Genomic DNA, 20749 nt, shown 5'->3' on the forward strand with positions numbered 1-20749 from the left:
CTCATGACGCCGTTCCCCGATCAGCGGCTGTTTCTCATTGCCGGTCCGTGCCAACTGGAAGACGACGCGCTGAATCTGCGCGTCGCCGACGCGCTGGCGCGGCTCGCCGAGCGCGTGCCCGGTGGGGTGATCTTCAAGGCCAGCTTCGACAAGGCCAATCGGTCGAATGTGGACGGGGTGCGTGGACCGGGACTCGAGGCCGGCCTTGCCGCCCTCGATCGCGTACGCACCGCCAGCGGATTGCCCATCCTGACCGATGTGCACGAGGCGGGGCAGTGTGCCGTGGCGGCGAGCGTGGTGGATGTGCTCCAGATTCCCGCCTTCCTCTGTCGGCAAACCGACCTGCTGCTGGCGGCCGGTGCCACGGGCAAGGCGGTGAACGTCAAGAAAGGGCAGTGGATGCATCCGGAGGGAATGCTGGGCGCGGTGCGCAAGGTGGAGGGCGGCGCCGTGCTCGCCGGACGCACCGTGGGTGATGTGGCGGTGACCGAACGTGGGACGTTCTTCGGGTACGGTGACCTCGTGGTTGACATGCGGGCGTTCGCCCGCATGCGCGCCGCGTGCAACGTGCCGGTCATCTTCGATGCCACGCACAGTGTGCAGCAGCCCGGGAAGGGGCAGGGGGGCGCCAGCGGCGGTGCGCGGGAGTTCATTCCACCGCTCACGTTCGCGGCGGTGGCGGCGGGCGCCCAGGGGCTGTTCCTCGAAACGCACCCCACGCCGGCGACGGCCCCCAGCGACGGGCCCAACATGATTCCGCTCGATGACCTCCCCGCGCTGATCGATCGCGCCGTGGACATCTGGGATCGCACCGTTCGCCCGTGACCAGCCACGGTTCCCCGCTCCCGCCACTCGTGATCCAGGCGCCGCGCATCGAGGCGGCGCTGGCCCGTCGCGTGCGCCTGGTGGCGTTCGATGTGGATGGAGTCCTCACCGACGGCGGACTCTACTTGGGAAGCGCGCTCCACGACGGCGCGCCGACCCCGTGCGAATTCAAGCGGTACGACGTGCAGGATGGGCTGGGCATGGCCATGCTGCGGGAGTGCGGCCTCAAGGTGGCCCTCGTGACCGGACGCGTCTCGGAAAGCGTGGCCATGCGCGCGCGCGAGTTGCGGGTTGACGCCTGCATTCAGGACCCGCAGGCCAGAAAACTCCCGGCGCTCACCGATCTGTGCCGCTCGCTGGGGATCAGCCTCGACGAGGTGGCCTTCGTGGGTGACGACCTTCCCGATCTTGCTGTGCTGCGGGTTGTGGGGCTGCCGGTCGCCGTGGCGAATGCCACCACGGAAGCACGTCGGGCCGCCGTGCTGCAGTTGCAGGCGCGCGGCGGACATGGTGCCGTGCGCGAATTCGCCGAGGCCCTGCTGCAGGCGCGCGGCGAATGGAGCGACGCGGTAGAGCGGTATGTGGCCTCCCGCAGCGAACTGGCGGTCGGCGCACCAGGCCGTCCGTCCGCAACCGAGGTGACGCAGTGACCCGCACGCAGACGACAGAGGCCCCGCTCGATTCGACGACGATCATCGAGCGCGGACGACGCGTGCTGGCCCTCGAAGCCGAGGCGCTTCACCTGAGCGAGCAGGCGTTGGGGGAACCCTTCGCCGACGCGGTGCGCCTGCTGGCGTCGTGCACCGGTCGCATCATCGTGGCGGGCGTCGGCAAGTCGGGGTTGGTGGGGCGGAAGATCGCGGCCACCTTCACGAGCACCGGCACCCCGGCCACCTTTCTCCATCCCGTCGAGAGTGTGCATGGCGACCTGGGAATCGTCGGCCCCGACGATGTCGCCATTCTCATCTCCAAAAGTGGGGAAAGCGATGAACTGCTCGGGCTGATCGAGGCGCTGGCGCGCCTTGGGGTGAAGCGCATCGCCATGACCGCTGCGGCCGGGTCACGCCTCGGGCGCCTCTGCGATGTCACGCTCGACCTGCTGGTGAAGGAGGAAGCGTGCCCGCACGATCTCGCCCCGACCACCAGTACGACGGTCACTCTGGCGCTGGGTGACGCGCTGGCCGTGGCCTTGCTGCAAGCCAAGGGGTTCCGCGCCGAGGATTTCGCCAAACTGCATCCGGGCGGCGCGCTTGGTCGGCGCCTGCTCACCCGCGTGGGCGACGTCATGGAACGGGAGCAGCTCCCCACGCTGCCACTCGGCGCCACGATGCGCGAGGCGGTGGTTCTGCTCGCCGCGCGACGCGGGATCGCCATCGTGGTGGAACAGGACCGGGTGTCCGGGGTCGTCACCGCAGGAGATCTCACCCGCCTGCTCGAGCGGCAGGACGATGTGCTGACCGTTCCCGTCGCTGCGGTGATGACGACGGCGCCACGGATGGCGGAGGATACTGAACTGGGGAGTGCAGTCGTGCACCGTATGGAAACGCATGGCATCATGGCCATGCCTGTCGTCGATGGCGCGCAACGCCTGGTGGGTGTCGTGCACCTGCACGATCTCATGCGGGCGGGGGCGGTTTGATGCGGCCGTGGCGTGCGGCCGCACCGCGCACCGGGCGGCTGGTGGTGGCGGCGATCGCCGCGTGGAGCCTGTTGACCGGCGCGGGATGCCCGAAGAAGCCGGCCGCCCCGGCCGTGAAGCGGTCCCAGACATCGACGATGCCTGATTCGGCGGATCAGATGGCCTTCGGTACCCGGCAGGTGCTCACCAACAAGGGGGTAAGCAACGGCGAGCTGCTGTCGGACACGACCTACTTCTACGACGACGGCACACGTATCGAGATGCGGCGGGTGAGCGGCACGTTCTATACGACGCAGGGACTGAAGGACGGCGTCCTCACGGCCAAGGCCGCGACCTACAACACGCGTCTCCAGCGTCTGGAGGCCCGCGGCGACGTGGTGGTGGTGCGTGAGGACGGGAAGCGGTTCTCGTCGCAGCAGCTGGTGTTCGATCAGGTCCGCAACCAGTTCTTCTCCGACTAGGCATTCGTGCTGAACGAGCCCAAGCGCGAGCACTCGGGAATCGGCTTCGAGTCCGATCCCAAGCTGAACAACTTCCGATGCTTGCGCAGCTGCAAGATCATCGCAACGGTTCAGGTGCCCACGCGGTGACCACGCCTGCCGGCCGCCGTTGGTGCGTGCCCCCCGCCCGTTCCCTCTTCCTGCTGGCGGTGGGATCGACCGTCCTGATTGCGGGATGCCGCGGCGCTGGACGGGCGGCATCCACACCGGCGGTCGTGCCCTCCGACTCGGCCGGGCGCCCGGTGACGCCCGACAGCGTCGCCACGCGCGCGCCCGTCACGGTTGCCCCTACGGACAGCACGCCGCGCCCCGGTCGTGACTCGGCCAAGGTGCCGGCGGCAACCGACAGTACGGGGGCCCGTCCCCCGAAGACCGACAGTGTGCCCAAGAAGCCCGCCAAGAAGGCGCCACCGCCGTCGCGCCCCTGCGTGCTCGACATGACCGAGTCGCCGCCGGAGACCCGACTCCTGTACAGCCGCATGAGCGAGACGGTATCCAACACCTTCATTGGCGGCGGGTTCGTGGGACGGTGCCAGGGCGAGAACAACCGGCTGCGGGCCGACAGCGCCGAACAGTTTCAGGCGGCGGGGATCGTGAACCTGTATGGCAACGTGGTCTACGAAGAGCCCAACAAGGTGCAGATCACGGCCATGCACGCCACGTATTTCACCCGCGAAGGGCGGTTGTATGCCGATGGCAACGTCGTGGCAACGCAGTTGGCCACCGGCAGCACCTTTGCCGGGCCAAGCATCGAGTACTTCCGGGCCACCCCGGAACGCCCCGCCTCTCGCCTCATTGCGCCCAGCCGTTCCACGGCCCGGTTGATCGAAAAGGACAGTACCGGCCGGCTGCAGCCCCCCACCACGGTCATCGCGAATCGCTTCGAGGATGCCGGCGACTCGCTGCTCATGGCATGGGGGGACGTACGAATCGATCGCGAGCAACTGCAGGCCCAGGCGGACTCCGCCTCCTTCGACAAGATCACCGAGCAGTCGCGACTCGTGCGCGGCGCACGCATCGTGAACCGGGACACCGCCCAGCAGTTCACGTTGGTGGGCGACACGATCGACATGTACAGTACCGCGCGCAAACTCGACCGCGTCGTGGCCCGCCACAAGTCCACGGCCACCAGCGATGACCTCGTGCTCAATGCCGAGATCATCGACGTGCGGCTGAAGGACCAGCAGCTCGAGGAGGCGTTCGCCTTCGGGTCGGGGCGGGCCAAGGCCACCACGCCGCAGCAGGACGTCATTGCCGATTCGCTTCGCATTCGCCTGGTGGACAAACAGGTGCGCGAGGTGCGCGCGGTCGGCAGTGCCGTGGCTGTGGGCACGCCGGATACACTCAAGATCCGGACAACCGACAAGGATCTGCTGCGCGGCGACAGCATCTTCGCCTTTTTCGACAGCATCGCCGTTCGCCCGCCGGTCGCCGCACCGGCTCCCGGCGCGACGACGCCGCGCGATACCGGCAACCGGGTGAGCATCAAGGAGATCCGCGCCATGGGGAACGCCAGTTCGCTCTTTCACATGGCCACGTCCAAGGGGCCCACGGCACCGCCCGCCATCAATTACGTGCGCGGGCTGCGCATCTTCGTGAACTTCGACACGGGGACCGTGCGCGACGTCCGGGTGGACTCGGCGGCCTCGGGGGTGTATCTCGAACCGGCGTCGGACAGTCTAGCAGACACGGCCGCGGCCCCGGGCCCCCGCCGTCGCAGGCCCCCAGGGCGACCTGGTGGTGCTCCGGTGCCGACGGGATCGCCGGCTCGCCGTCCCCCCGGGGAGGACGACGTCACCGCTCCCGCCGCGTTGCCCCCCCTTGCTTCCGCTACCCGCCGCCGTCCATGAGCGATTCCTCACGTCCCCAGACACCATCCTCCGCGGCCGACATTCTGTCGGTCGTCGAGCGTGCCGTGCACGGAGACCGGTCCCTGGGAATGGTACTCGGCGCGATCGTCGACGGCGCCGACATGACGGGCCGGGTGCCGCTGCACGCCATCACACGACGGTACATCGAGGAGCACCGGGAGGGCCGTGCCCTTGCCCCCGACGAAGTCCGCAGCCACCTGGCGGCGGCGCTGCTGCCCCGACTGGCTGCCAGTGGTGTCATCGAATCGTTCGCCAGTGGGGTGGCCGAGCCGAATGCCGAGGTGCGCGTCGCGCCGGCGCTCTGGGAGGCGGTGCAGGCGCATCGTGCCGAACTGGCACGTGTGCTGGGCGCCACCGGCGAGTATCGCGCTGCCGTGGGGACGACACCGGCGGCAACGGAAGCGGCCAACGCATCGGTGCTGTCGGCGGATGGACTGGTCAAGGTCTATCGCGGTCGGCGGGTCGTGAACGACGTGTCGGTGCGTGTGTCCCAGGGGGAGATCGTCGGGCTGCTGGGCCCCAACGGCGCCGGCAAGACGACCACGTTCTACATGCTGGTGGGGCTGATCGCCCCGCAAACGGGCATCATCCGACTTGACGGTACGGACATCACGCGCATGCCCATGTACGAGCGGGCGCGCCAGGGGATCGGTTATCTTTCGCAAGAGCCTTCCATCTTTCGAAAGCTCACCGTGGAGCAGAACATTCTGGCCATCCTGGAAACGCTCGATCTCTCCGCCGGCGAACGGAAGGAACGATTGGAAATGCTGCTCGATGAGTTGAGCATCAAGCATTTGCGGAACAGCCGCGCCTTTCAGCTCTCCGGCGGGGAACGGCGGCGGTTGGAGATCACGCGTGCGCTCGTGACCCAGCCGAAGTTCATGATGCTCGATGAACCCTTTGCCGGCGTGGACCCGATCGCGGTGCACGACATTCAGCAGATCGTGGCGGGACTCCGCCATCGTGGCATAGGCGTACTCATCAGTGACCACAACGTCGAGCAGACCCTCGACATCGTCGATCGCGCTTACATCATGTACGACGGCGTGGTCAAGGTCTCCGGTACAGTTCGTGAACTCGTGTTCGATGACACGGTGGCGGAGATCTACCTCGGCCCGACGCTGTCGGCCCGACTCCGTGCACGCTTCGCCGAAGCCGATGAAGGAGTGCGGGCTTGATGAAAACGGGACTGCAACAGAACGCCGGACTCCGGCAGGAACTCAAGGTCAATCCCCGCCTCTACCAGGCGATGGATCTGCTGTACATGCCGCTGCTCGATCTGCAGCAGCATCTCAAGCAGGAGTTGCTCACGAACCCCTTCCTCGAGCTCGTTGAGCCCGAAGAGGAAGATGACGAGGCGCCCGATGCCGACGATCCGGCCGCCGAGGCGCAGGATCTCACCGAACCGGAAGCGTCGGCCGAACCGGAACCGGAGAAGACCGGTGACGATGATGTCGACTGGGAAGCGGTACTGCTCGACGGATTCGAGACCGGGGGCCAGCGCGAGGAGCACGAGCAGCGGGAATGGTACGAACCGGTCACGGTCGACACGCGGGACCTGGCGGATCACCTGACGGAACAGCTGTCGCTGCTGGAGCTCACACCGCGGCAGGCAATTCTCGCGGAAGAATTCGTCGGCAACATCAACGACGATGGATGGCTGGCGTGTCCGCTGGAGGAAATCCAGCGCGGCGTCAACGAATGGCTGCTGAAGGAAGCCGAAGAGCGCGACATCGAGAGCGAGGTGCCGGTCTTCACCGACACCGAGATGCTGCAGATGCTGCAGATCATCCAGGATCTCGATCCCCCGGGAGTTGGCGCCCGCGACCTGCGCGAGTGTCTGCTGTTGCAGCTGCGCGCCGCCGGCATGCGGGAGGCGCTCGCCTACCGTCTGGTCGAGGAGTCGTTCGAGGAGCTCATCGCGCACCGGTGGAGCGAACTGTCGAAGCGACTCGGCATCAGCGCGCAGGATGTGCAGGGGGCCGCTGATGAAATCGCCAAGCTGGACCCCAAGCCGGGGCTCCGGTTCAGTGCGGGCAACGACAACTACATCATTCCCGACCTGGTGGTCGAGAAGATCGACGGGCATTACCACATCTTCCTGAATGACGGCAACCTGCCGCGGCTCAAGCTGTCGCGCACGTACCAGGAGATCGCGCGCGACAAGAAGCGCTTCGACACCGAGAGCAAGGACTTCATTGCCAGCAAGCTCAATTCGGCGAACTGGATGATTCAGGCCATCGAGCAACGCCGTCAGACGATGCTCAAGGTCATGCACTACATCGTCGACCGGCAGCGGGACTTTTTCGAGCGTGGCGTGCAAGCGCTCAAGCCGCTCACCCTGCGCGAGGTGGCCGAGGCGGTGGGCATGCACGAATCGACGGTCAGCCGGGTGACGAACGAGAAGTTCGTGCAAACCCCTCGCGGTGTGCTCCCGCTGAAGTTCTTCTTCTCGTCGGGGTTGGCCACGGCCGACGGCGACGACGTCTCGGCGCGCGGGATCAAGGACCAGATCGAAAAACTGGTGGGGGGGGAAGATCCCAAGAATCCCCTGACCGACCAGGCCATCGTGGAAATCCTGCAGCAGACCGGGGTGCAGATTGCGCGACGCACGGTGGCCAAGTACCGTGACCAGCTGGGCGTGCTCCCCGCCCGCATGCGCAAGCGCGTCTAGCACGCGCCGCCGTCCCCGCCCCTCTGCCGTCAGTGGTGTTGCCCCTTCCTCCTCTCGCATGGCCGTGAGTCTTCGCCCCCTTCCCACGATACCGCAGCCGGCCACCCGGTCTGAGGTGGACGTGAGCGTGCTCGTGCCGGCCAAGGACGAAGCCGGGAACCTGCCCCTGTTCCTGGAGCTCTGCGACGCGATGATCCGCGGCCAGGAGGCGCGGTATGAGGTCATCGTGGTGGATGATGGGTCGACCGACGGCAGCTGGTCGCTGCTGCAGGAGCTGCGCGAACAGCACGCCTTCCTCCATCCGGTGCGCCATCGCGCCCAGCGCGGGATCGCCGAAGCCCTGCGCACGGGGGCACTGCATGCGCGGGGGCAGGTGCTGGTGTTCTATCCGGCCGATCTCCAGTTCAAGCCCGAGGACATCCCGAGCCTGGTGGGGCCCATTCTCGCCAACGAAAGCGACATGGTGACGGGCTTCAAGCAGGGGAAGTACGAAAAGGCGTTCGTGTCGGGGATCTACAACAAGTTGAGCCGCACGCTGTTTCATGTCCCCGTGCGCGATCTCAACAACGTGAAGGCGTATCGGCGCGAGATCATGGCGGCGCTGCCCATGCGCCCCGACTTCCATCGGTACATGATCGTGATGGCAGCGGCGCAGGGCTTCACGGTCACCGAAGTGCCCATCCCGCTCTACCCCCGGCACGCGGGGCGCTCCAAGTTCGGCCTGTCCCGCATTCCCGTGGGCGTGCTCGACATGCTGGCGGTGTGGTTCGAACTCCGCTTCGGCCAGAAACCGCTGCTCGCCTTCGGCATGCTGGGCGCCGCGCTCTTTGCGCTGGGGGTGCTGGCCGGTTGTGCCGCGCTGGTCTGGCTGCTGGTCACGGGGCAGGGGCAGCGCTGGGCATGGACCGTCATCCAGACCTGCCTGGTGCTGGGTTCTGTCTTCTTCGCCACCGGCCTGCTGGGTGAGCAGATCGCCCAACAGCGCAGCGAAGTGCGAGAGATGCGGCGGGAGCTCAGCGAGTTGGCGGCCAACCAATTCGAGCAGGACGATTCGGGCGCCGTGCGCGACGCCGCACGCGACGCCCGCTGAAGGCGTCCCGCAGGCCGCTCCCGTGACTGGCCCCCGCCGGGTGCTCTTCGTCACGCACAATGCGCCGCGCTTTGCCGGTGACGCGGCCGGATCGTTCGTGCTCCGCCTGGCGACGGCCCTGCAGGCGCAGGGGACTCGCGTGCATATCGTGGCGCCCGGAGCGGCGGGCCTTCCCCCCACGACCACCCTTGAGGGTGTGGCCATCGATCGGGTACGCTACGCCAGCGATGCGCGCATGACGTTGGCCTACACCGGGACGATGGCGGAAACGGTGCGCGGCTCCTGGGGAGGCAAGGTGGCCCTGCTGCAGTTGCTTGCCAGCATGCGCCGGCACGTGCAGCGCTGCCTCGACGCGGCCCGACAGGCTGGCGATCCGTTCGAACTCGTGCATGCACACTGGTGGTTTCCCGCAGGACTCGCGCTCTGGCGGGCGCTCGGTCCTGAGGACCCGCCCTTACTGGTCACCATGCACGGCTCGGATGTGCGCCTCGCCACCCAGAAGCCGGCGGTTCACCCCGTCATGCGCGCCGTCCTTGGACAGGCGGTGGTATGCACGGCCGTCTCCTCCTGGCTGGCCAGCGAGGCCCGCGCGATCGCGCCCTCCGCGAACATCACGGTGGCCCCGATGCCCGTGGATACCCGCCGATTTTCGCTGGAGGGCGCGGCACCGGTGCGACGTGGCGTGCTCTTCGTGGGTCGGCTCAACGCGCAGAAAGGGCTGCGGGACCTGCTCGAGGCGCTGGCGCTGCCCGCGTTGGCCGGCACATCGCTGCGTGTCCTGGGGGACGGGCCGGATCGTGCGGCGCTGGCGGCGCATGCCGTGGCGCTCGGGATATCCGACCGAGTCGTCTGGGTGGGCACGGTCTCCCAGGACGTGCTGGCGTCATACTATGCCTCGGCGCAGGCGGTGGCCGTTCCATCCCGCGGCGAAGGGCTGGGGCTGGTCGCGGTCGAGGCCCAATTGTGCGGCACGCCTGTCATCGCCTATGCGGATGGCGGTCTGGTCGATGCGGTCCGCCCTGAGCACGGCGGGACCCTGGTGCCTGTTGGCAACGTGCAGGCCCTCGCCAATAGCCTGGCCCGCGTGATTGGCTCCGACGAGACCCGACAGCAGTTGGGGCAGTTGGCCCGGGCCGACATGCTCGCGCGATTCTCTCCAGAGGCCGTGGCGTCCACCTATCAGGCACTGTATCGGCAGGCTGGCGGAAACGTACGGGCGAGTGCGTTGGCGGCACCGCCGACTGCCGGCGGAGCCCGAGGCCCGTCCGCGTGACCATCACCCAGCGCCTGCGATCGCCGCAGCTGCAATGGCTGCTGCTGCTCGTCACCTTCGGGTGCATCGCCTGGGTGCTGTCCGGGCAGTGGGCGGAGGTCGAGCGCGCTGCCCGCAGTATCGAGGTGCGGTGGGGGTGGATCATGGCGGCCAGTGTGCTCGTGCTGCTCACCTATGCCATGCTCATCCAGAGCTGGCGCATGCTCCTGCATGGATGGGGGGGCTCGCTGCCGTACGCCAAGGCGGCGCAGATCTGGACCGTGGCCAATCTGGGTCGCTACATCCCCGGCAAGCTCTGGTCGGTAGGCGCACTTGGGGTGCTCGCGGCCCGCGAAGGCGTTTCGGGGGTGGCCGCGGCAGGCGCTGCCGTGCTGGGCACCGTGCTCAATCTGGGCGCCGGCTTCGGCGTGGCGGCCATTTTCGGTGCCGATCTGCTCGACGCCATTTCCCCTGGCCTCAGCCGCGTGTCCATCGTGGCGGGCATCCTGTTCGTATTGGCGGTCGCGCTGTTGCCGGCGGTGCTGCCGCTCCTCCTCCATCGGGTTGCACGCTGGCGAGGGGTGGCCGCCGCCGAACGGCAGCTTTCCGCGCGCGAACTCTGGACGGCGGCGGTGATCAATACTGGCTCATGGCTTGGGTACGGGCTTGCCTTTGCCTGTTTCTCCAGGGGGGTCACCCCGGTCATTTCCGCCTCGCCGCCACTCTTCATTGCCGTTTTCGCCGCGTCTTATCTGGTGGGATTCCTGGTGCTTTTTGCGCCGGGCGGGATAGGCTTTCGCGAGGTCGCGTTGAGTGCCCTGCTCGTGGCGGGGGGGGCGGCGGGGCAGGGGGATGCGGCGCTGCTTGGCGCAACGTCGCGCGTCTGGCTGACCGTGCTCGAGATCCTGCCGGGGATCATCGGCCTCTTCTGCATGTCGCCGCAGGATCGAGGCACATTGCGGTCGCCACAGGCCAGTTCGCCTCCGCTCCACTAGTTTTGCTCCAGCACCCACGGTGCATGCGCGGCTGCCCTGCCGGCGCCTGCCCGTGCCTTTCTTCCCATTCTCGGAGTTGAACGGACACCACGCGAGTCGCCATGCCTGCCTGGCGCATCGCCACCGGTCTGTCTCACCTCTGCCGCAAGATGACCCGTATCAAGACTCCGGCCCGTGGCGCGCTCAGCATCGATGAGCGGGGCGTCGTGATCGTGCCGACCTACAACGAAAGTGAGAACGTCACGCGCATCGTCCCGCAGATCCTCGAACAGGATCCGCGGCTCGATGTACTGATCGTCGATGACAACTCCCCGGATGGTACCGGTCGACTTGCCGATGAACTGGCCGCAGCGGACCCTCGGGTCCATGTGCTGCACCGGCCGGGGAAGGAGGGGCTGGGTCGGGCGTATCTGGCCGGGTTCCGCTGGGCGCTGGCTCGAGACTACGGCTACATCTTCGAAATGGACGCCGATTTCTCGCATGACCCGGCGCACCTCCCCGAGTTCCTTGCCACCGTCCGCGATGCCGATCTCGTGCTTGGCTCCCGGTACCGGGACGGCAAGGTCACGGTGGTCAACTGGCCGATCACGCGCCTCATGTTGTCTTATGGCGCCAACATCTATGCGCGTGCCATTACTGGGCTTCGGCTCGGTGACGCGACAGGTGGCTTCAAGTGCTTTCGCCGCGAGGTCCTGGAGGCCATCCCACTCGACGCCGTGCGGTCGAACGGGTATGCCTTCCAGATCGAGATGAGCTTCCGTGCCTGGAAGCGGGGCTTCCGCATTGCCGAAATCCCCATCGTGTTCCACGACCGCACCGAAGGGGAATCCAAGATGTCCAAGCGGATCGTACGTGAAGCCATCTGGATGGTGTGGCGCCTCCGTTGGTGGGGCATGACCGGCAAGTACTGATGCGTGATCCCGCGGTAGTGCCAGCGCCCCCTGTTCCACCGGTCGATTTCACGGCGCTGGCCGGCCTTCCGTTCACCAAGATGACCGGGTCGGGGAACGACTTCGTCTTCTTTGACGGTCGCCTTACCCCCTTGGATCGTGTCACATCACCTGAGGTGATACGTCGCATCTGCAACAGGAACAATGGGATAGGTGCTGACGGGCTTGTCGTGCTCGAACCGACGGGCGATGGCGCCGATGTCACGATCCATTACTTCAACAGCGATGGGTCGCCGGCGGATCTATGCGGCAATGCGACGTTGTGCTCAACGACGCTGGCGGCGCAGCTGGAGATGGCCTCGCCCGTGGGCATGCGCCTGGCCACTGGCGCGGGAGTCATCTCGAGCCGCCTCACGGGACACGGCCCCGGTCAACTGCCGGAGATCGACCTGCAACCGGTCACCGACGTACGCCCAACGTTGGACATCAAGCGGGCTCCTGGTGAACAGGCCATCGGCTTGGCTGTGGCCGGCATTCCGCATCTCGTGGTGCTCTGCGACGACGCCGAAGCGGTACCTCTTCGCGAGCGGGGGCCGGTTCTCCGCCATCATCCGAGTCTGGGTCCCGCCGGCGCCAATGTGAACTGGGTCTCCCGGCAACCCGACGGCCGATGGCGCTATCGCACCTTCGAGCGCGGGGTGGAAGGCGAGACGCTGGCGTGCGGCACGGGCGCCGTGGCCACGGCCGTTCTGCTGGGGGCCTGGGGGCTGGCCGTTGGCCCTGTGGTAACCATTGTGTCCAGTTCCGGCCGACCATTGCAGGTCCGGCTTCCAGCCTCGGATGGCGCCAACGCCGAGGAACAGGGACGCGGCCAGCCGTCGCTACGCGGCGAGGGGCGTGTGGTATTCCGAGGCGTTATCGCCGCGCTCTAAGCGATTGTTGATCGTACGGTTCCACGATGTGGACAGGTGGACAGTTCGTGTGTTCGTGACACGAGCCGCATGGATGAACGCCGGCACGGTCCGTCATCTATTTGCGCGGCAATACGTTACGCGATCTTCCCACAAAGCGGGGGATTTCCACGTGGGGAATTTCCCACAGTTATCCACCGGCTCTAGTTTACATAACATGTATTATACGCATAAAACACCACAAAAGAACAAGGCGGGCGACCGTCCCGTCGCCCGCCTGACTCCCTTGCCGCGTGCCCGGGAAACGTGGAGTGGGCTCAGCTCTTCGCCGCCAACTCGCCGAGGCGGACCGTCGCCTCCTGCTGCACCGGCTCCCCCTCCAGCTTCGCCAACTCCTCCCAGATCTTCTTGGCGTCGGCGTTCTTTCCGGCGGCCATGAGACTGCGGGCCTGGCTGGCCTGGTGGTTGTACTTCTCCGACTTGTATGGGGCCAGCGACGCGGCCTTTCCGTAATGCTCGGCGGCCTTGACCATATCCTTCTTCTGCTCGTAGCCCGCCGCGATCAGGGCCTCGATGTTCGACTTGAACTCGGGCGACGCGCCGCCAAGCGCCTTCTCCAGCGACTTGATCCCTTCATCCACCTTGTTCTGCCCGAACAGCGCCTGCCCAAGCAGGATCGCCGCCTGCTGACCAGAGGCCGTATTGGCGAACCGCGTGGCCACCTTCTCGAGTTCGCGCTGCGCCTCGGGCAACTTGCCCTGAACGAACGGGGCCTGCGCCTCGTACAGCGCGACCGACGCCTTCTCGCGTGTCGCCGCCATATTGCTGCGGTAAATCATGACCGCGGCGGCGGCAACGGCTGCCCCGCCCACCACCAGCAGGATCGGCTTGCTGTTGAGCTGCAGCCAGGTGGTCGCCGACTCGATCGGATCGTCGCTCAACGGAGCCGATGCACCGGGCGAGGTGCGTGGATTGCGGGTCGCCTGCGCCATGCGAGTATGCCAACGGTAAGAGGATGGGGCCCGGAATCAGCCGCCGGGGATCAGCCCCGTAACATAGTGCATTTGCGCTCGGCAAGGCACCCGCCAACGCGCACCCAGCGCAGGCCAGACCAGCCCGCCCTACCCCACAGTGCCCCCGAGAGGATTCGAACCTCCGACCAACAGTTTAGGAAACTGCTGCTCTATCCAACTGAGCTACGGGGGCGGTACGCGCGGCGTCCGTTGCGACGGCGCGCTTCCTAATGATAATCCGGGCTGTTCAGAACGTCAGCACACTATACACGGGTCGCGCCGCGAGGCGCTCGCGGCCTCCAAGGAACGCGAGCTCGACCAGAACCGACACGCCGACCACCGTTCCGCCCAATCGTTCGACAAGGCGACTCGCCGCAGCAGCGGTACCGCCCGTGGCCAGAACGTCGTCGACGACCAGCACCCGGGGAGTCGGTGGTGTGGCTCCCCCCGCCCCACCGACAGCCAGCGCATCATCGTGCATTTCGAGAACATCACTCCGGTACTCCAGCACGTACTCCTCGCGCGTTGTCCGCCACGGGAGCTTGCCGGGCTTACGGGCCGGCGCGAACGCCGCGCCCAGGTGCAGGGCCATGGGCATGCCGAAAAGGAATCCGCGGCTCTCGACCGCCACGACATGCGTGATGCCAGCCGCGGCATGGGGCGCACACATGGCCGCCACGGCCTCCTGCATCAGCAGCGGATCAGCGAGCAGCGGGGTGATGTCTTTGAACAGGATGCCCGGCTTCGGGAAGTCGGGCACATCGCGCAGCGCTCGTTTCAGCCGAGCGCGCAGTTCGGGAAGGTCGAGGGTGGTCGGCATGCTGCCAAGTTATCGTCCCTGGCCGCAATCGCTCACCCCGCGGCGTTCAGCGAAGACGGACCCCGAGCAGTGCGGCCAGCGCCGCCACCAGAGCCGCCGGTTCACCCATGCGCGGATCGTATCCAGGGAGCAGCAGTTCGCCAGCTCTCACCCGCTGGGCGAGCAGTTCGAGGGCGTGCGCCGCCTGCTCGGCCGTGGCAACTTCGGCGGGCGGCATCTCCTCACGCTCGGCCCCCGGGAGCTCAGCGGCCAGGGATGCGCCGAACGAAAGAGCATCCTCCTGCGCCTTGAACGCCCGCTCGGCCCACAGTTCGCCGTCGGCAGGCAGGGCGGCACCGGAGAGCGGCGTGCGCCCGGAATGACGGATGGGCATGATGTCGAGCAGGTCGTCATCGCTCCACGCGGACATGGGCGGTGACATCGGTGAGGCGTCTGCGTCGAGGTTGCCAGCCGTCACGTTCTGGTCGCCAAACGCCGTGCCGTCCGTGTCGTCGGTGACCGGCGGCGGCAACGGCTCCAGCCGCGCTCCAAGACTACGGAATTCCGCCACCGCTTCGTCCAGCGGCCATCCGTCTTCGCCCTGCGCCGCGTCTGGCGCAGTGGCCTCCTCCGGCTCGAGGCTCACCTCGTCCGCACCGAACGCGGTAGTCGCGTCGTCTGCGGAGACGGCGAGCGCGTCCGCAAGCAACTCCTCCGCCGTGGCGGACTCCATGCCCCAGGCTTCCTCCACGGGAGCCGGCACCTCAATGGCAGCCATAGGGGACGATGGGGTCGCCGCAAGAAACGCGTCGATCCACGGCAGCGGCACCTCATCCCTGCCAGCCGGCTCCTCGACGTTGGCGGCGGTGCCCGCCTGCGGCGCCACGGCCGGTGTGTCCAGCGGCGTCAGTGACTGCCACGTTCCCGAGGGAACGGGGAACTCCGCCGTGTCCTCCAACATCGGGTCGATGCCCCCTTCGTCCTGTACCGCCGTCTCGGCGGAGGGGGTGGGAATGGGCGGGATGTACAATGGCGTGCGAATTGCCGCCGAGATGATCGGCGTGAGGCGCAGCGGTCGATACGGCGGAATGCCCGCCGGAGCGGCCGGGGCTGCAAGCGCAGGCGATTCAGCGCTCGTTGAGCCAGCCGTCGCCGTTGCCGTGGCGATCCCCTGCTCCACCGGGGACACCTGATGCACGGCCGCGATGGCCTCCGGTGCCGATGCGGCCACCACGCCCTTCTTCACCTCATTTCGCCACCCGGCCGGCACAAAGGGGCCAACCCGGCCAACATGCCCCGGTTCGCCGGCGGTCGCCGCGGGCGCCGCATACGGGGGCACGGGTGTGCGAGGCCGGTCCTGCCCAGCCGACGGGGTGTGAGGCGAGACGAATGCGGACATTGTGGTTGGGACGGTGTGCGCGGGGCGTCGCCCGAGGCAGCCGTGCCTCGACGAGCGAAATTGAACGACCGCCAGACGGAAGGCAAACCCGGCCGGTGGAAATCAGCTCGGCCAGCCCTGCGCTCCAATCAAGGGGACGAAGCGGACCGGGGTGATGTCACGGCGCTCGAGTCGCCCCCCCCGCTTGATGAACAGCGTGAGCATCTGTTCGTCCTTGTCCCCGACCGGTATGAGCAACCGCCCTCCCTCGGCCAGTTGCTCCTCCAAGGCGGCCGGGACATCCGGTGCCCCCGCGCTCACCACGATGCCGTCGTACGGGGCATACTCTCGCCACCCCAGCGAGCCATCCCCAAGCGAGAGCGACACATTGCGCACCCCCGCCTGCTGCAGTACGCCGCGGGCGCGATCGAGCAGTTCGCGGTATCGCTCTACGGAGAAGACCTGGGCCGCCAGCTCGGAGAGCAGCGCCGTCTGATAGGCCGAGCCCGTGCCGATCTCCAGCACGCGCTCCTTCCCCGTGAGCATCAACTGCTCGACTGCCCGGGCATGGACGTAGGGTTGGGAGATCGTCTGCCCGTTGCCGATGGGCAAGGCCGAGTCTTCGTAGGCCCGATGCCGCACCGTGGGCGGGACGAAGAGGTGGCGCGGCACGGTATCGATGGCGCGCAGCAGGGCGAGATCCTTGATGCCCTTGTCCTGCAACGCTTCGACCAGCCGCCGGCGTGCGCCGCGGAACTCCGGCTCTATGGCGCCTGCCACCAGTCCGTCGCCGTCTCGAGGATATCCCGGTGCGTGAGGTCGAGGTGCAGCGGGGTGACCGAGATGAACCCGTCGTGCACGGCCCGGAAGTCCGAATCGTCAGGACCGCTCCATTCCACGCTGCCGCCGCCGATCCAAAGGATCTCGCGTCCCCACGGATCCTTCATGCGCGTGATGGAGTCGCTGAACACCCGCCTCCCCAGCCGTGTCAACCGCACCCCCTTGATCGCGTCGCCGGCTACGGCGGGCAGGTTCACGTTGAGCAGGGTGTGCGGAGGGAAACTCGGCAGGCGCATGAGGTGGTCGATGAGCGACCGGATCTGCGCGATCTGCGTGTCAAGCAGCGCATCGGCGCGCAGGACACTGCCGGCGAACGACAGCGCAATGGCGGGGATGCCCAGTGCGAGGCCCTCCATGGCTGCAGCCACGGTGCCACTGTAGAGCACATCCTCGCCCATGTTCGGCCCGTGATTGATGCCGCTCAGCACGAAGTCGGGGCGCGCATCGAGCAGCGCCTCGCATGCCAGCATCACGCAATCGGTGGGCGTTCCGTCGACCTGCCACCGATGCTCGCCCAACCGCACGGGACGCAGCGGGTGATGCAACGTGAGTGAGTGGCTGGTGGCACTCTGTTCACGATCGGGAGCGACGACGTGAATGTCGCCGAGCGGTGCCACCGCCCGCTCGAGTACGCCAAGTCCCTTGGCGAGAATGCCGTCGTCGTTGCTGAGGAGAATGCGCATGGCGTGAGTTGAAGTCAGCGCGGGCCGTCATCGAGCAGGGCCTGCAATTCGGCGAGTTCGCGTTCGATGCTTTCCAGCGCCTCCACCTCGAGGGCCGCCCGGGCGGCCAGACGCAGCGAGCCGCCCTTGCGATGCTCCTCGAGCTTCTGGCGTGCCCCATCGATGGTGTACTTCTCGGTGTACAACAGATGCTTCACGAGCAGGATCAGTTCCACCTCGCGCCGCGAGTACACCCGATTGCCACTCCGGTTCTTGGCCGGGTTGAGCAGCTTGAACTGGCTCTCCCAGTAGCGCAGCACGTGTGGCTTGAGCTCGGTGAGCGTACACACGTCGCCAATGGAGTAGAACTCCTGCACGAGTTCGCCGCGTGGCGCCGCCATGGTCAGTCGCGCTCCGGGCGCAGTTCGCGCGCCATGAGTTCGGCGACCGCGTCGCGCGGCGCGCACCCTTCGAAGAGGATCCGATGGGTGGCCTCGACGATGGGCATCTCCACCCCGGTTTTCGCGGCGAGCGCACGTGCGCTCTGCGTATTGAGCACCCCTTCGGCCACGCTGTCCTTGCCGGCCAGCGCTTGCTCGAGCGACTGCCCCTGTCCAATGGCGACACCGACGGCCCGATTCCGCGACAACGCGCCCGTACAGGTGAGCACGAGATCGCCAAGACCGGCCAAGCCGGCAAACGTGTCCGGCTGTGCGCCCAACGCTACGCCCAGGCGGGTCATTTCGGCGAGGCCGCGCGTCAAGAGCGCCGCGCGCGGATTGAACCCCAACCCCAGCCCGTCGAGGATACCGGTCGCCACGGCCATGACGTTCTTGAGGGCGCCCCCCAACTCGACCCCCACCACGTCGTCGCTCGTGTACACCCGGAACGCAGCGGCGCTCAGCGCCCCCTGCACCAGCGTCGCCGCCGTGTGGTCGACGCTCGCGGCCACCACCGCCGTTGGCTGCCCCATGGCCACCTCGGCAGCGAAGCTCGGACCGCTCACCGCCACCACCGGATGCCCCGGCGACGCCTCGGCGACCACATCGGTCATGAGGGCGAGCGTTTCCCGCTCGATCCCCTTGGTGGCCACCGAGAGTACCGCATGGCGTGGTGTATGCGCCGCACAATTCGCCACCACCACCCGCAGCACATGCGAGGGGGCCGCATAGACCACGAGGTCCGCGTCACGCAGCGCCTCGTTGATGGCTCCGCGCGCCTCGAGTGACGGGGCCAGCGGAATGCCGGCCAGAAAGCGCGGGTTCTCGTGCGTGGTGTTCACGGCGGTCACGACGTCGTCCTCGCGCGCCCACAGCACGGTGTGATGTCCATTGCGGGCGAGTCGGTCGGCGATCGCGGTGCCCCAGGCGCCGCCCCCAATGACCGCACAGCGGCGTGGCGTGACCTCTCGTGCGCCAGACGCCGGCATGGGCACTGGCGTGCGTGATACAGCGTCAGGCATTACGCCGATCCTCCCGCCGTAGCGGCCTTGCCATTGCCCAGGCGCCGCTCCTCTCCCCGCAGGAGCCGGCGGATGTTGTCGCGGTGGGTCCAGAAGACGAACGCGCCAATGGCCACCGCCACCATGGCCAGCGGCGTTACCGCGCGCGCCTGCAGCAGCATGGTGACCGGGAGAACGACGGCACCGACCAGTGAGCCGAGGGACACGTACCGCGTGAGTGCCACCGTGATCACGAACGCGCCCAGCGCCCACGCGCCGGCTGCGGGGGCCAGCGCGAAGAAGACGCCGCTCGCCGTCGCCACCCCCTTCCCGCCCCCGCGCCCCAGCAGGAAGATCGGTTTCACATGCCCCGCGATGGTGAGCACGCCAATGAGCACGCCCCACGGCCACCCCGCAGCCACCCCGACTGCCGCGGGCAACAGCCACGTGGGCAGCAGTCCCTTCAAGCCATCGACCACGTAGACCAGGGCCCCCCACTTCCAGCCAAGCGTACGAAACACGTTGGTCGCCCCGAGGTTGCCGGAGCCGACGGTTCGCAAATCCACACCGTTGGCCTTTCCCACGAGGTACGCGGTGGGAAACGATCCGGCGAGATACGCCGCACCGAGCGCCCAGAGCGGCATGGCGACACCGGTCAACTGTTCTTTCTCCGCATGATGATGCGCAGCGGTGAGCCCGTGAATCCCCACTTCTCACGGAAGCCGTTGTGCAGAAACCGGATGTAATGCTCGGGGATCAGCTCGGGATGATTGCCGAAGACGGCGATGGTGGGCGGTTCCACTTCCACCTGCGTCGCGTAGTTCAGCTTGACTTCGCGGCCTGCCGCCTGCGGCGGCTGCCGCCGTGCGATCATCTCGCCGAGCGCATCGTTGACCTGCGAGGTGCTGATGCGGCGCGTGCGCTGCGCCTGCACCTCGAGTACCAGATCGAGCGCCTTGGTGACGCGTTGTCCGGTAAGGGCACTGGTGAAGAGGAACGGCACGAACCCCAGGTAGGGCGCCTTCTCGATGCACTCCTTGCGGAACTTGTCGGCGCTCTTGTCGGTCTTGTCCTCGTAGAGGTCCCACTTGTTGAGCACCAGGATGAGGCCACGCCCCGCCTCCCACGCCATGGTGGCGATCTTGAGATCCTGGTTCTGCAACCCCTCGGTGCTGTCGATCATCAGCACGCACACGTCGGCGGAGTCGATGGCCCGGCGTGTGCGCAACGACGAATAGAATTCCACGCCATCGTCGATCCGCGCCTGACGGCGCAGGCCGGCCGTGTCCACGAAGATGAGATCGGTCTCCTTGTAGCGCATGGGCGCGTCGATGGCATCGCGCGTCGTCCCGGACTCATCGCTCACGACCAGCCGTTCTTCACCAAGGAGGCGGTTCACGAAACTCGACTTCCCGACATTCGGCCGTCCGATGACCGCCACACGAATGGCCTCGGGGCGTTCTTCGTTGGTTTCGGGAATGGCGTTCACCACGGCGTCGAGCAGATCGCCCGAGCCCTTGCCGTTCGAGGCGGAGACCGGGTAGACGTCGGGCACCCCGAGTCGGTAGAACTCGTAGAAGTCGGTGCTGTCGGGGTTGTCGACCTTGTTGGCCACCAGGAGCCACGGCTTCTGCGCATTCCGCAGCAGGTCCATGATGCGGGCATCGCTGGGGTGCACCCCCACCTTGGCGTCGCACACGAAGAGCATGAGATCCGCCTCTTCAATCGCCTCCATGACCTGGTGACGAATGGCGAGGTCCATGGGCAGATCGGAATCTTCGACGAGACCGCCGGTATCGACGAGCCAGAAGCGATGCCCTGCCCACTCGGCCTCGCCGAAGTGACGATCGCGGGTGGTGCCCGCCTCGTCACTGACGATGGCCGTGGCCTCGCCGATGATGCGGTTGAAGAGATGCGACTTGCCCACGTTGGGGCGACCGACGATGGCAACGACGGGGAGACTCATGCG

The 20749-nt window shown here is 67.2% G+C and carries 21 protein-coding genes and 1 tRNA gene; 12 read left to right on the plus strand and 10 right to left on the minus strand.

What is annotated here, in order from left to right:
• Positions 1–3 precede the first annotated feature (3 nt).
• The 12 genes from kdsA (at position 4) to dapF (ending at position 12668) form a co-directional block, all read left to right on the plus strand.
• Positions 4–825 (plus strand): 3-deoxy-8-phosphooctulonate synthase, encoded by an 822-nt coding sequence (gene kdsA, locus LW840_RS01900; RefSeq protein ID WP_343213617.1) that lies wholly within the window; start codon positions 4–6, stop codon positions 823–825.
• On the plus strand, positions 822–1475 hold the full coding sequence (locus LW840_RS01905; RefSeq protein ID WP_291266266.1) for an HAD hydrolase family protein: 654 nt from the start codon (positions 822–824) through the stop codon (positions 1473–1475). Before kdsA ends, LW840_RS01905 begins: the two co-directional genes overlap by 4 nt.
• Positions 1472–2464, plus strand: coding sequence for a KpsF/GutQ family sugar-phosphate isomerase (locus LW840_RS01910; RefSeq protein ID WP_291266267.1), 993 nt, complete (start codon positions 1472–1474; stop codon positions 2462–2464). The genes LW840_RS01905 and LW840_RS01910 overlap by 4 nt, the downstream gene beginning before the upstream one ends.
• Positions 2464–2925: an LPS export ABC transporter periplasmic protein LptC gene (lptC, locus tag LW840_RS01915; protein WP_291276307.1), complete on the plus strand. Its 462-nt coding sequence runs from the start codon at positions 2464–2466 to the stop codon at positions 2923–2925. Before LW840_RS01910 ends, lptC begins: the two co-directional genes overlap by 1 nt.
• Positions 2926–3080: 155 nt before the next feature.
• A complete protein-coding gene (locus LW840_RS01920; protein ID WP_291276308.1) occupies positions 3081–4814 on the plus strand; it encodes a hypothetical protein in 1734 nt (577 codons plus the stop codon).
• Positions 4815–5251: 437 nt separating this feature from the next.
• Positions 5252–6013, plus strand: a complete 762-nt coding sequence (lptB, locus tag LW840_RS01925) for an LPS export ABC transporter ATP-binding protein (protein ID WP_343213618.1) — start codon at positions 5252–5254, stop codon at positions 6011–6013.
• Positions 6013–7509 carry an RNA polymerase factor sigma-54 gene (gene rpoN / locus LW840_RS01930; RefSeq protein ID WP_291266270.1) on the plus strand — a complete coding sequence of 499 codons (1497 nt, stop codon included), beginning with the start codon at positions 6013–6015 and terminating at the stop codon, positions 7507–7509. Before lptB ends, rpoN begins: the two co-directional genes overlap by 1 nt.
• A 64-nt stretch (positions 7510–7573) precedes the next feature.
• On the plus strand, positions 7574–8599 hold the full coding sequence (locus LW840_RS01935; RefSeq protein WP_291260926.1) for a glycosyltransferase family 2 protein: 1026 nt from the start codon (positions 7574–7576) through the stop codon (positions 8597–8599).
• Between the two features lie 22 nt (positions 8600–8621).
• Entirely contained in the window at positions 8622–9872 is a 1251-nt protein-coding gene (locus LW840_RS01940; RefSeq protein WP_291266272.1) for a glycosyltransferase, read from the plus strand.
• The gene (locus LW840_RS01945) at positions 9869–10846 is read left to right on the plus strand and encodes a lysylphosphatidylglycerol synthase domain-containing protein (protein ID WP_291260924.1); all 978 of its coding nucleotides are present in this window, start codon (positions 9869–9871) and stop codon (positions 10844–10846) included. The genes LW840_RS01940 and LW840_RS01945 overlap by 4 nt, the downstream gene beginning before the upstream one ends.
• Positions 10847–10995: 149 nt before the next feature.
• Positions 10996–11757 carry a polyprenol monophosphomannose synthase gene (locus LW840_RS01950; RefSeq protein WP_291266274.1) on the plus strand — a complete coding sequence of 254 codons (762 nt, stop codon included), beginning with the start codon at positions 10996–10998 and terminating at the stop codon, positions 11755–11757.
• Between the two features lie 80 nt (positions 11758–11837).
• Complete coding sequence (gene dapF, locus LW840_RS01955) at positions 11838–12668, plus strand: diaminopimelate epimerase (RefSeq protein WP_291266289.1); 831 nt, start codon at positions 11838–11840, stop codon at positions 12666–12668.
• A 296-nt stretch (positions 12669–12964) separates the two neighbouring features.
• Here dapF and LW840_RS01960 read toward each other — a convergent pair whose 3' ends face one another.
• The 10 genes from LW840_RS01960 to der all read right to left on the minus strand — a co-directional run bounded on the left by LW840_RS01960 (position 12965) and on the right by der (position 20746).
• Positions 12965–13639, minus strand: coding sequence for a tetratricopeptide repeat protein (locus LW840_RS01960; protein WP_291266275.1), 675 nt, complete (start codon positions 13637–13639; stop codon positions 12965–12967).
• Between the two features lie 140 nt (positions 13640–13779).
• Positions 13780–13853 (minus strand) — tRNA-Arg (locus LW840_RS01965).
• Between the two features lie 54 nt (positions 13854–13907).
• Positions 13908–14480, minus strand: coding sequence for an adenine phosphoribosyltransferase (locus LW840_RS01970; protein WP_291276309.1), 573 nt, complete (start codon positions 14478–14480; stop codon positions 13908–13910).
• A gap of 46 nt (positions 14481–14526) precedes the next feature.
• Positions 14527–15798 carry a hypothetical protein gene (locus LW840_RS01975; protein ID WP_291276310.1) on the minus strand — a complete coding sequence of 424 codons (1272 nt, stop codon included), beginning with the start codon at positions 15796–15798 and terminating at the stop codon, positions 14527–14529.
• A 162-nt stretch (positions 15799–15960) separates the two neighbouring features.
• A complete protein-coding gene (locus tag LW840_RS01980; RefSeq protein ID WP_343213619.1) occupies positions 15961–16620 on the minus strand; it encodes a protein-L-isoaspartate(D-aspartate) O-methyltransferase in 660 nt (219 codons plus the stop codon).
• Positions 16602–17360, minus strand: a complete 759-nt coding sequence (gene surE / locus LW840_RS01985; RefSeq protein WP_291263302.1) for a 5'/3'-nucleotidase SurE — start codon at positions 17358–17360, stop codon at positions 16602–16604. The genes LW840_RS01980 and surE overlap by 19 nt, the downstream gene beginning before the upstream one ends.
• Before the next feature lie 14 nt (positions 17361–17374).
• Positions 17375–17740, minus strand: coding sequence for a MerR family transcriptional regulator (locus LW840_RS01990; protein WP_291263301.1), 366 nt, complete (start codon positions 17738–17740; stop codon positions 17375–17377).
• A gap of 2 nt (positions 17741–17742) precedes the next feature.
• Positions 17743–18768, minus strand: a complete 1026-nt coding sequence (locus tag LW840_RS01995; protein ID WP_343213620.1) for an NAD(P)H-dependent glycerol-3-phosphate dehydrogenase — start codon at positions 18766–18768, stop codon at positions 17743–17745.
• 32 nt (positions 18769–18800) lie between these two features.
• Positions 18801–19439: a glycerol-3-phosphate 1-O-acyltransferase PlsY gene (gene plsY / locus LW840_RS02000; RefSeq protein ID WP_291273175.1), complete on the minus strand. Its 639-nt coding sequence runs from the start codon at positions 19437–19439 to the stop codon at positions 18801–18803.
• Positions 19436–20746, minus strand: a complete 1311-nt coding sequence (gene der, locus LW840_RS02005) for a ribosome biogenesis GTPase Der (RefSeq protein WP_291266280.1) — start codon at positions 20744–20746, stop codon at positions 19436–19438. Before der ends, plsY begins: the two co-directional genes overlap by 4 nt.
• Positions 20747–20749 lie beyond the last annotated feature (3 nt).

Source organism: Gemmatimonas sp. (assembly GCF_021298855.1).
Lineage (GTDB): Bacteria > Gemmatimonadota > Gemmatimonadetes > Gemmatimonadales > Gemmatimonadaceae > Gemmatimonas.

Excerpts from the sequence above, each read along its gene's own strand:
- kdsA (WP_343213617.1), top strand. The coding sequence starts at position 4 with ATGACGCCGTTCCCCGATCAGCGGCTGTTTCTCATTGCCGGTCCGTGC.
- lptC (WP_291276307.1), top strand. The coding sequence starts at position 2,464 with ATGCGGCCGTGGCGTGCGGCCGCACCGCGCACCGGGCGGCTGGTGGTG.
- rpoN (WP_291266270.1), top strand. The coding sequence starts at position 6,013 with ATGAAAACGGGACTGCAACAGAACGCCGGACTCCGGCAGGAACTCAAG.
- LW840_RS01950 (WP_291266274.1), top strand. The coding sequence starts at position 10,996 with ATGACCCGTATCAAGACTCCGGCCCGTGGCGCGCTCAGCATCGATGAG.
- dapF (WP_291266289.1), top strand. The coding sequence starts at position 11,838 with ATGACCGGGTCGGGGAACGACTTCGTCTTCTTTGACGGTCGCCTTACC.
- LW840_RS01960 (WP_291266275.1), bottom strand. The coding sequence starts at position 13,639 with ATGGCGCAGGCGACCCGCAATCCACGCACCTCGCCCGGTGCATCGGCT.
- LW840_RS01970 (WP_291276309.1), bottom strand. The coding sequence starts at position 14,480 with ATGCCGACCACCCTCGACCTTCCCGAACTGCGCGCTCGGCTGAAACGA.
- surE (WP_291263302.1), bottom strand. The coding sequence starts at position 17,360 with ATGCGCATTCTCCTCAGCAACGACGACGGCATTCTCGCCAAGGGACTT.
- LW840_RS01990 (WP_291263301.1), bottom strand. The coding sequence starts at position 17,740 with ATGGCGGCGCCACGCGGCGAACTCGTGCAGGAGTTCTACTCCATTGGC.
- LW840_RS01995 (WP_343213620.1), bottom strand. The coding sequence starts at position 18,768 with ATGCCGGCGTCTGGCGCACGAGAGGTCACGCCACGCCGCTGTGCGGTC.
- der (WP_291266280.1), bottom strand. The coding sequence starts at position 20,746 with ATGAGTCTCCCCGTCGTTGCCATCGTCGGTCGCCCCAACGTGGGCAAG.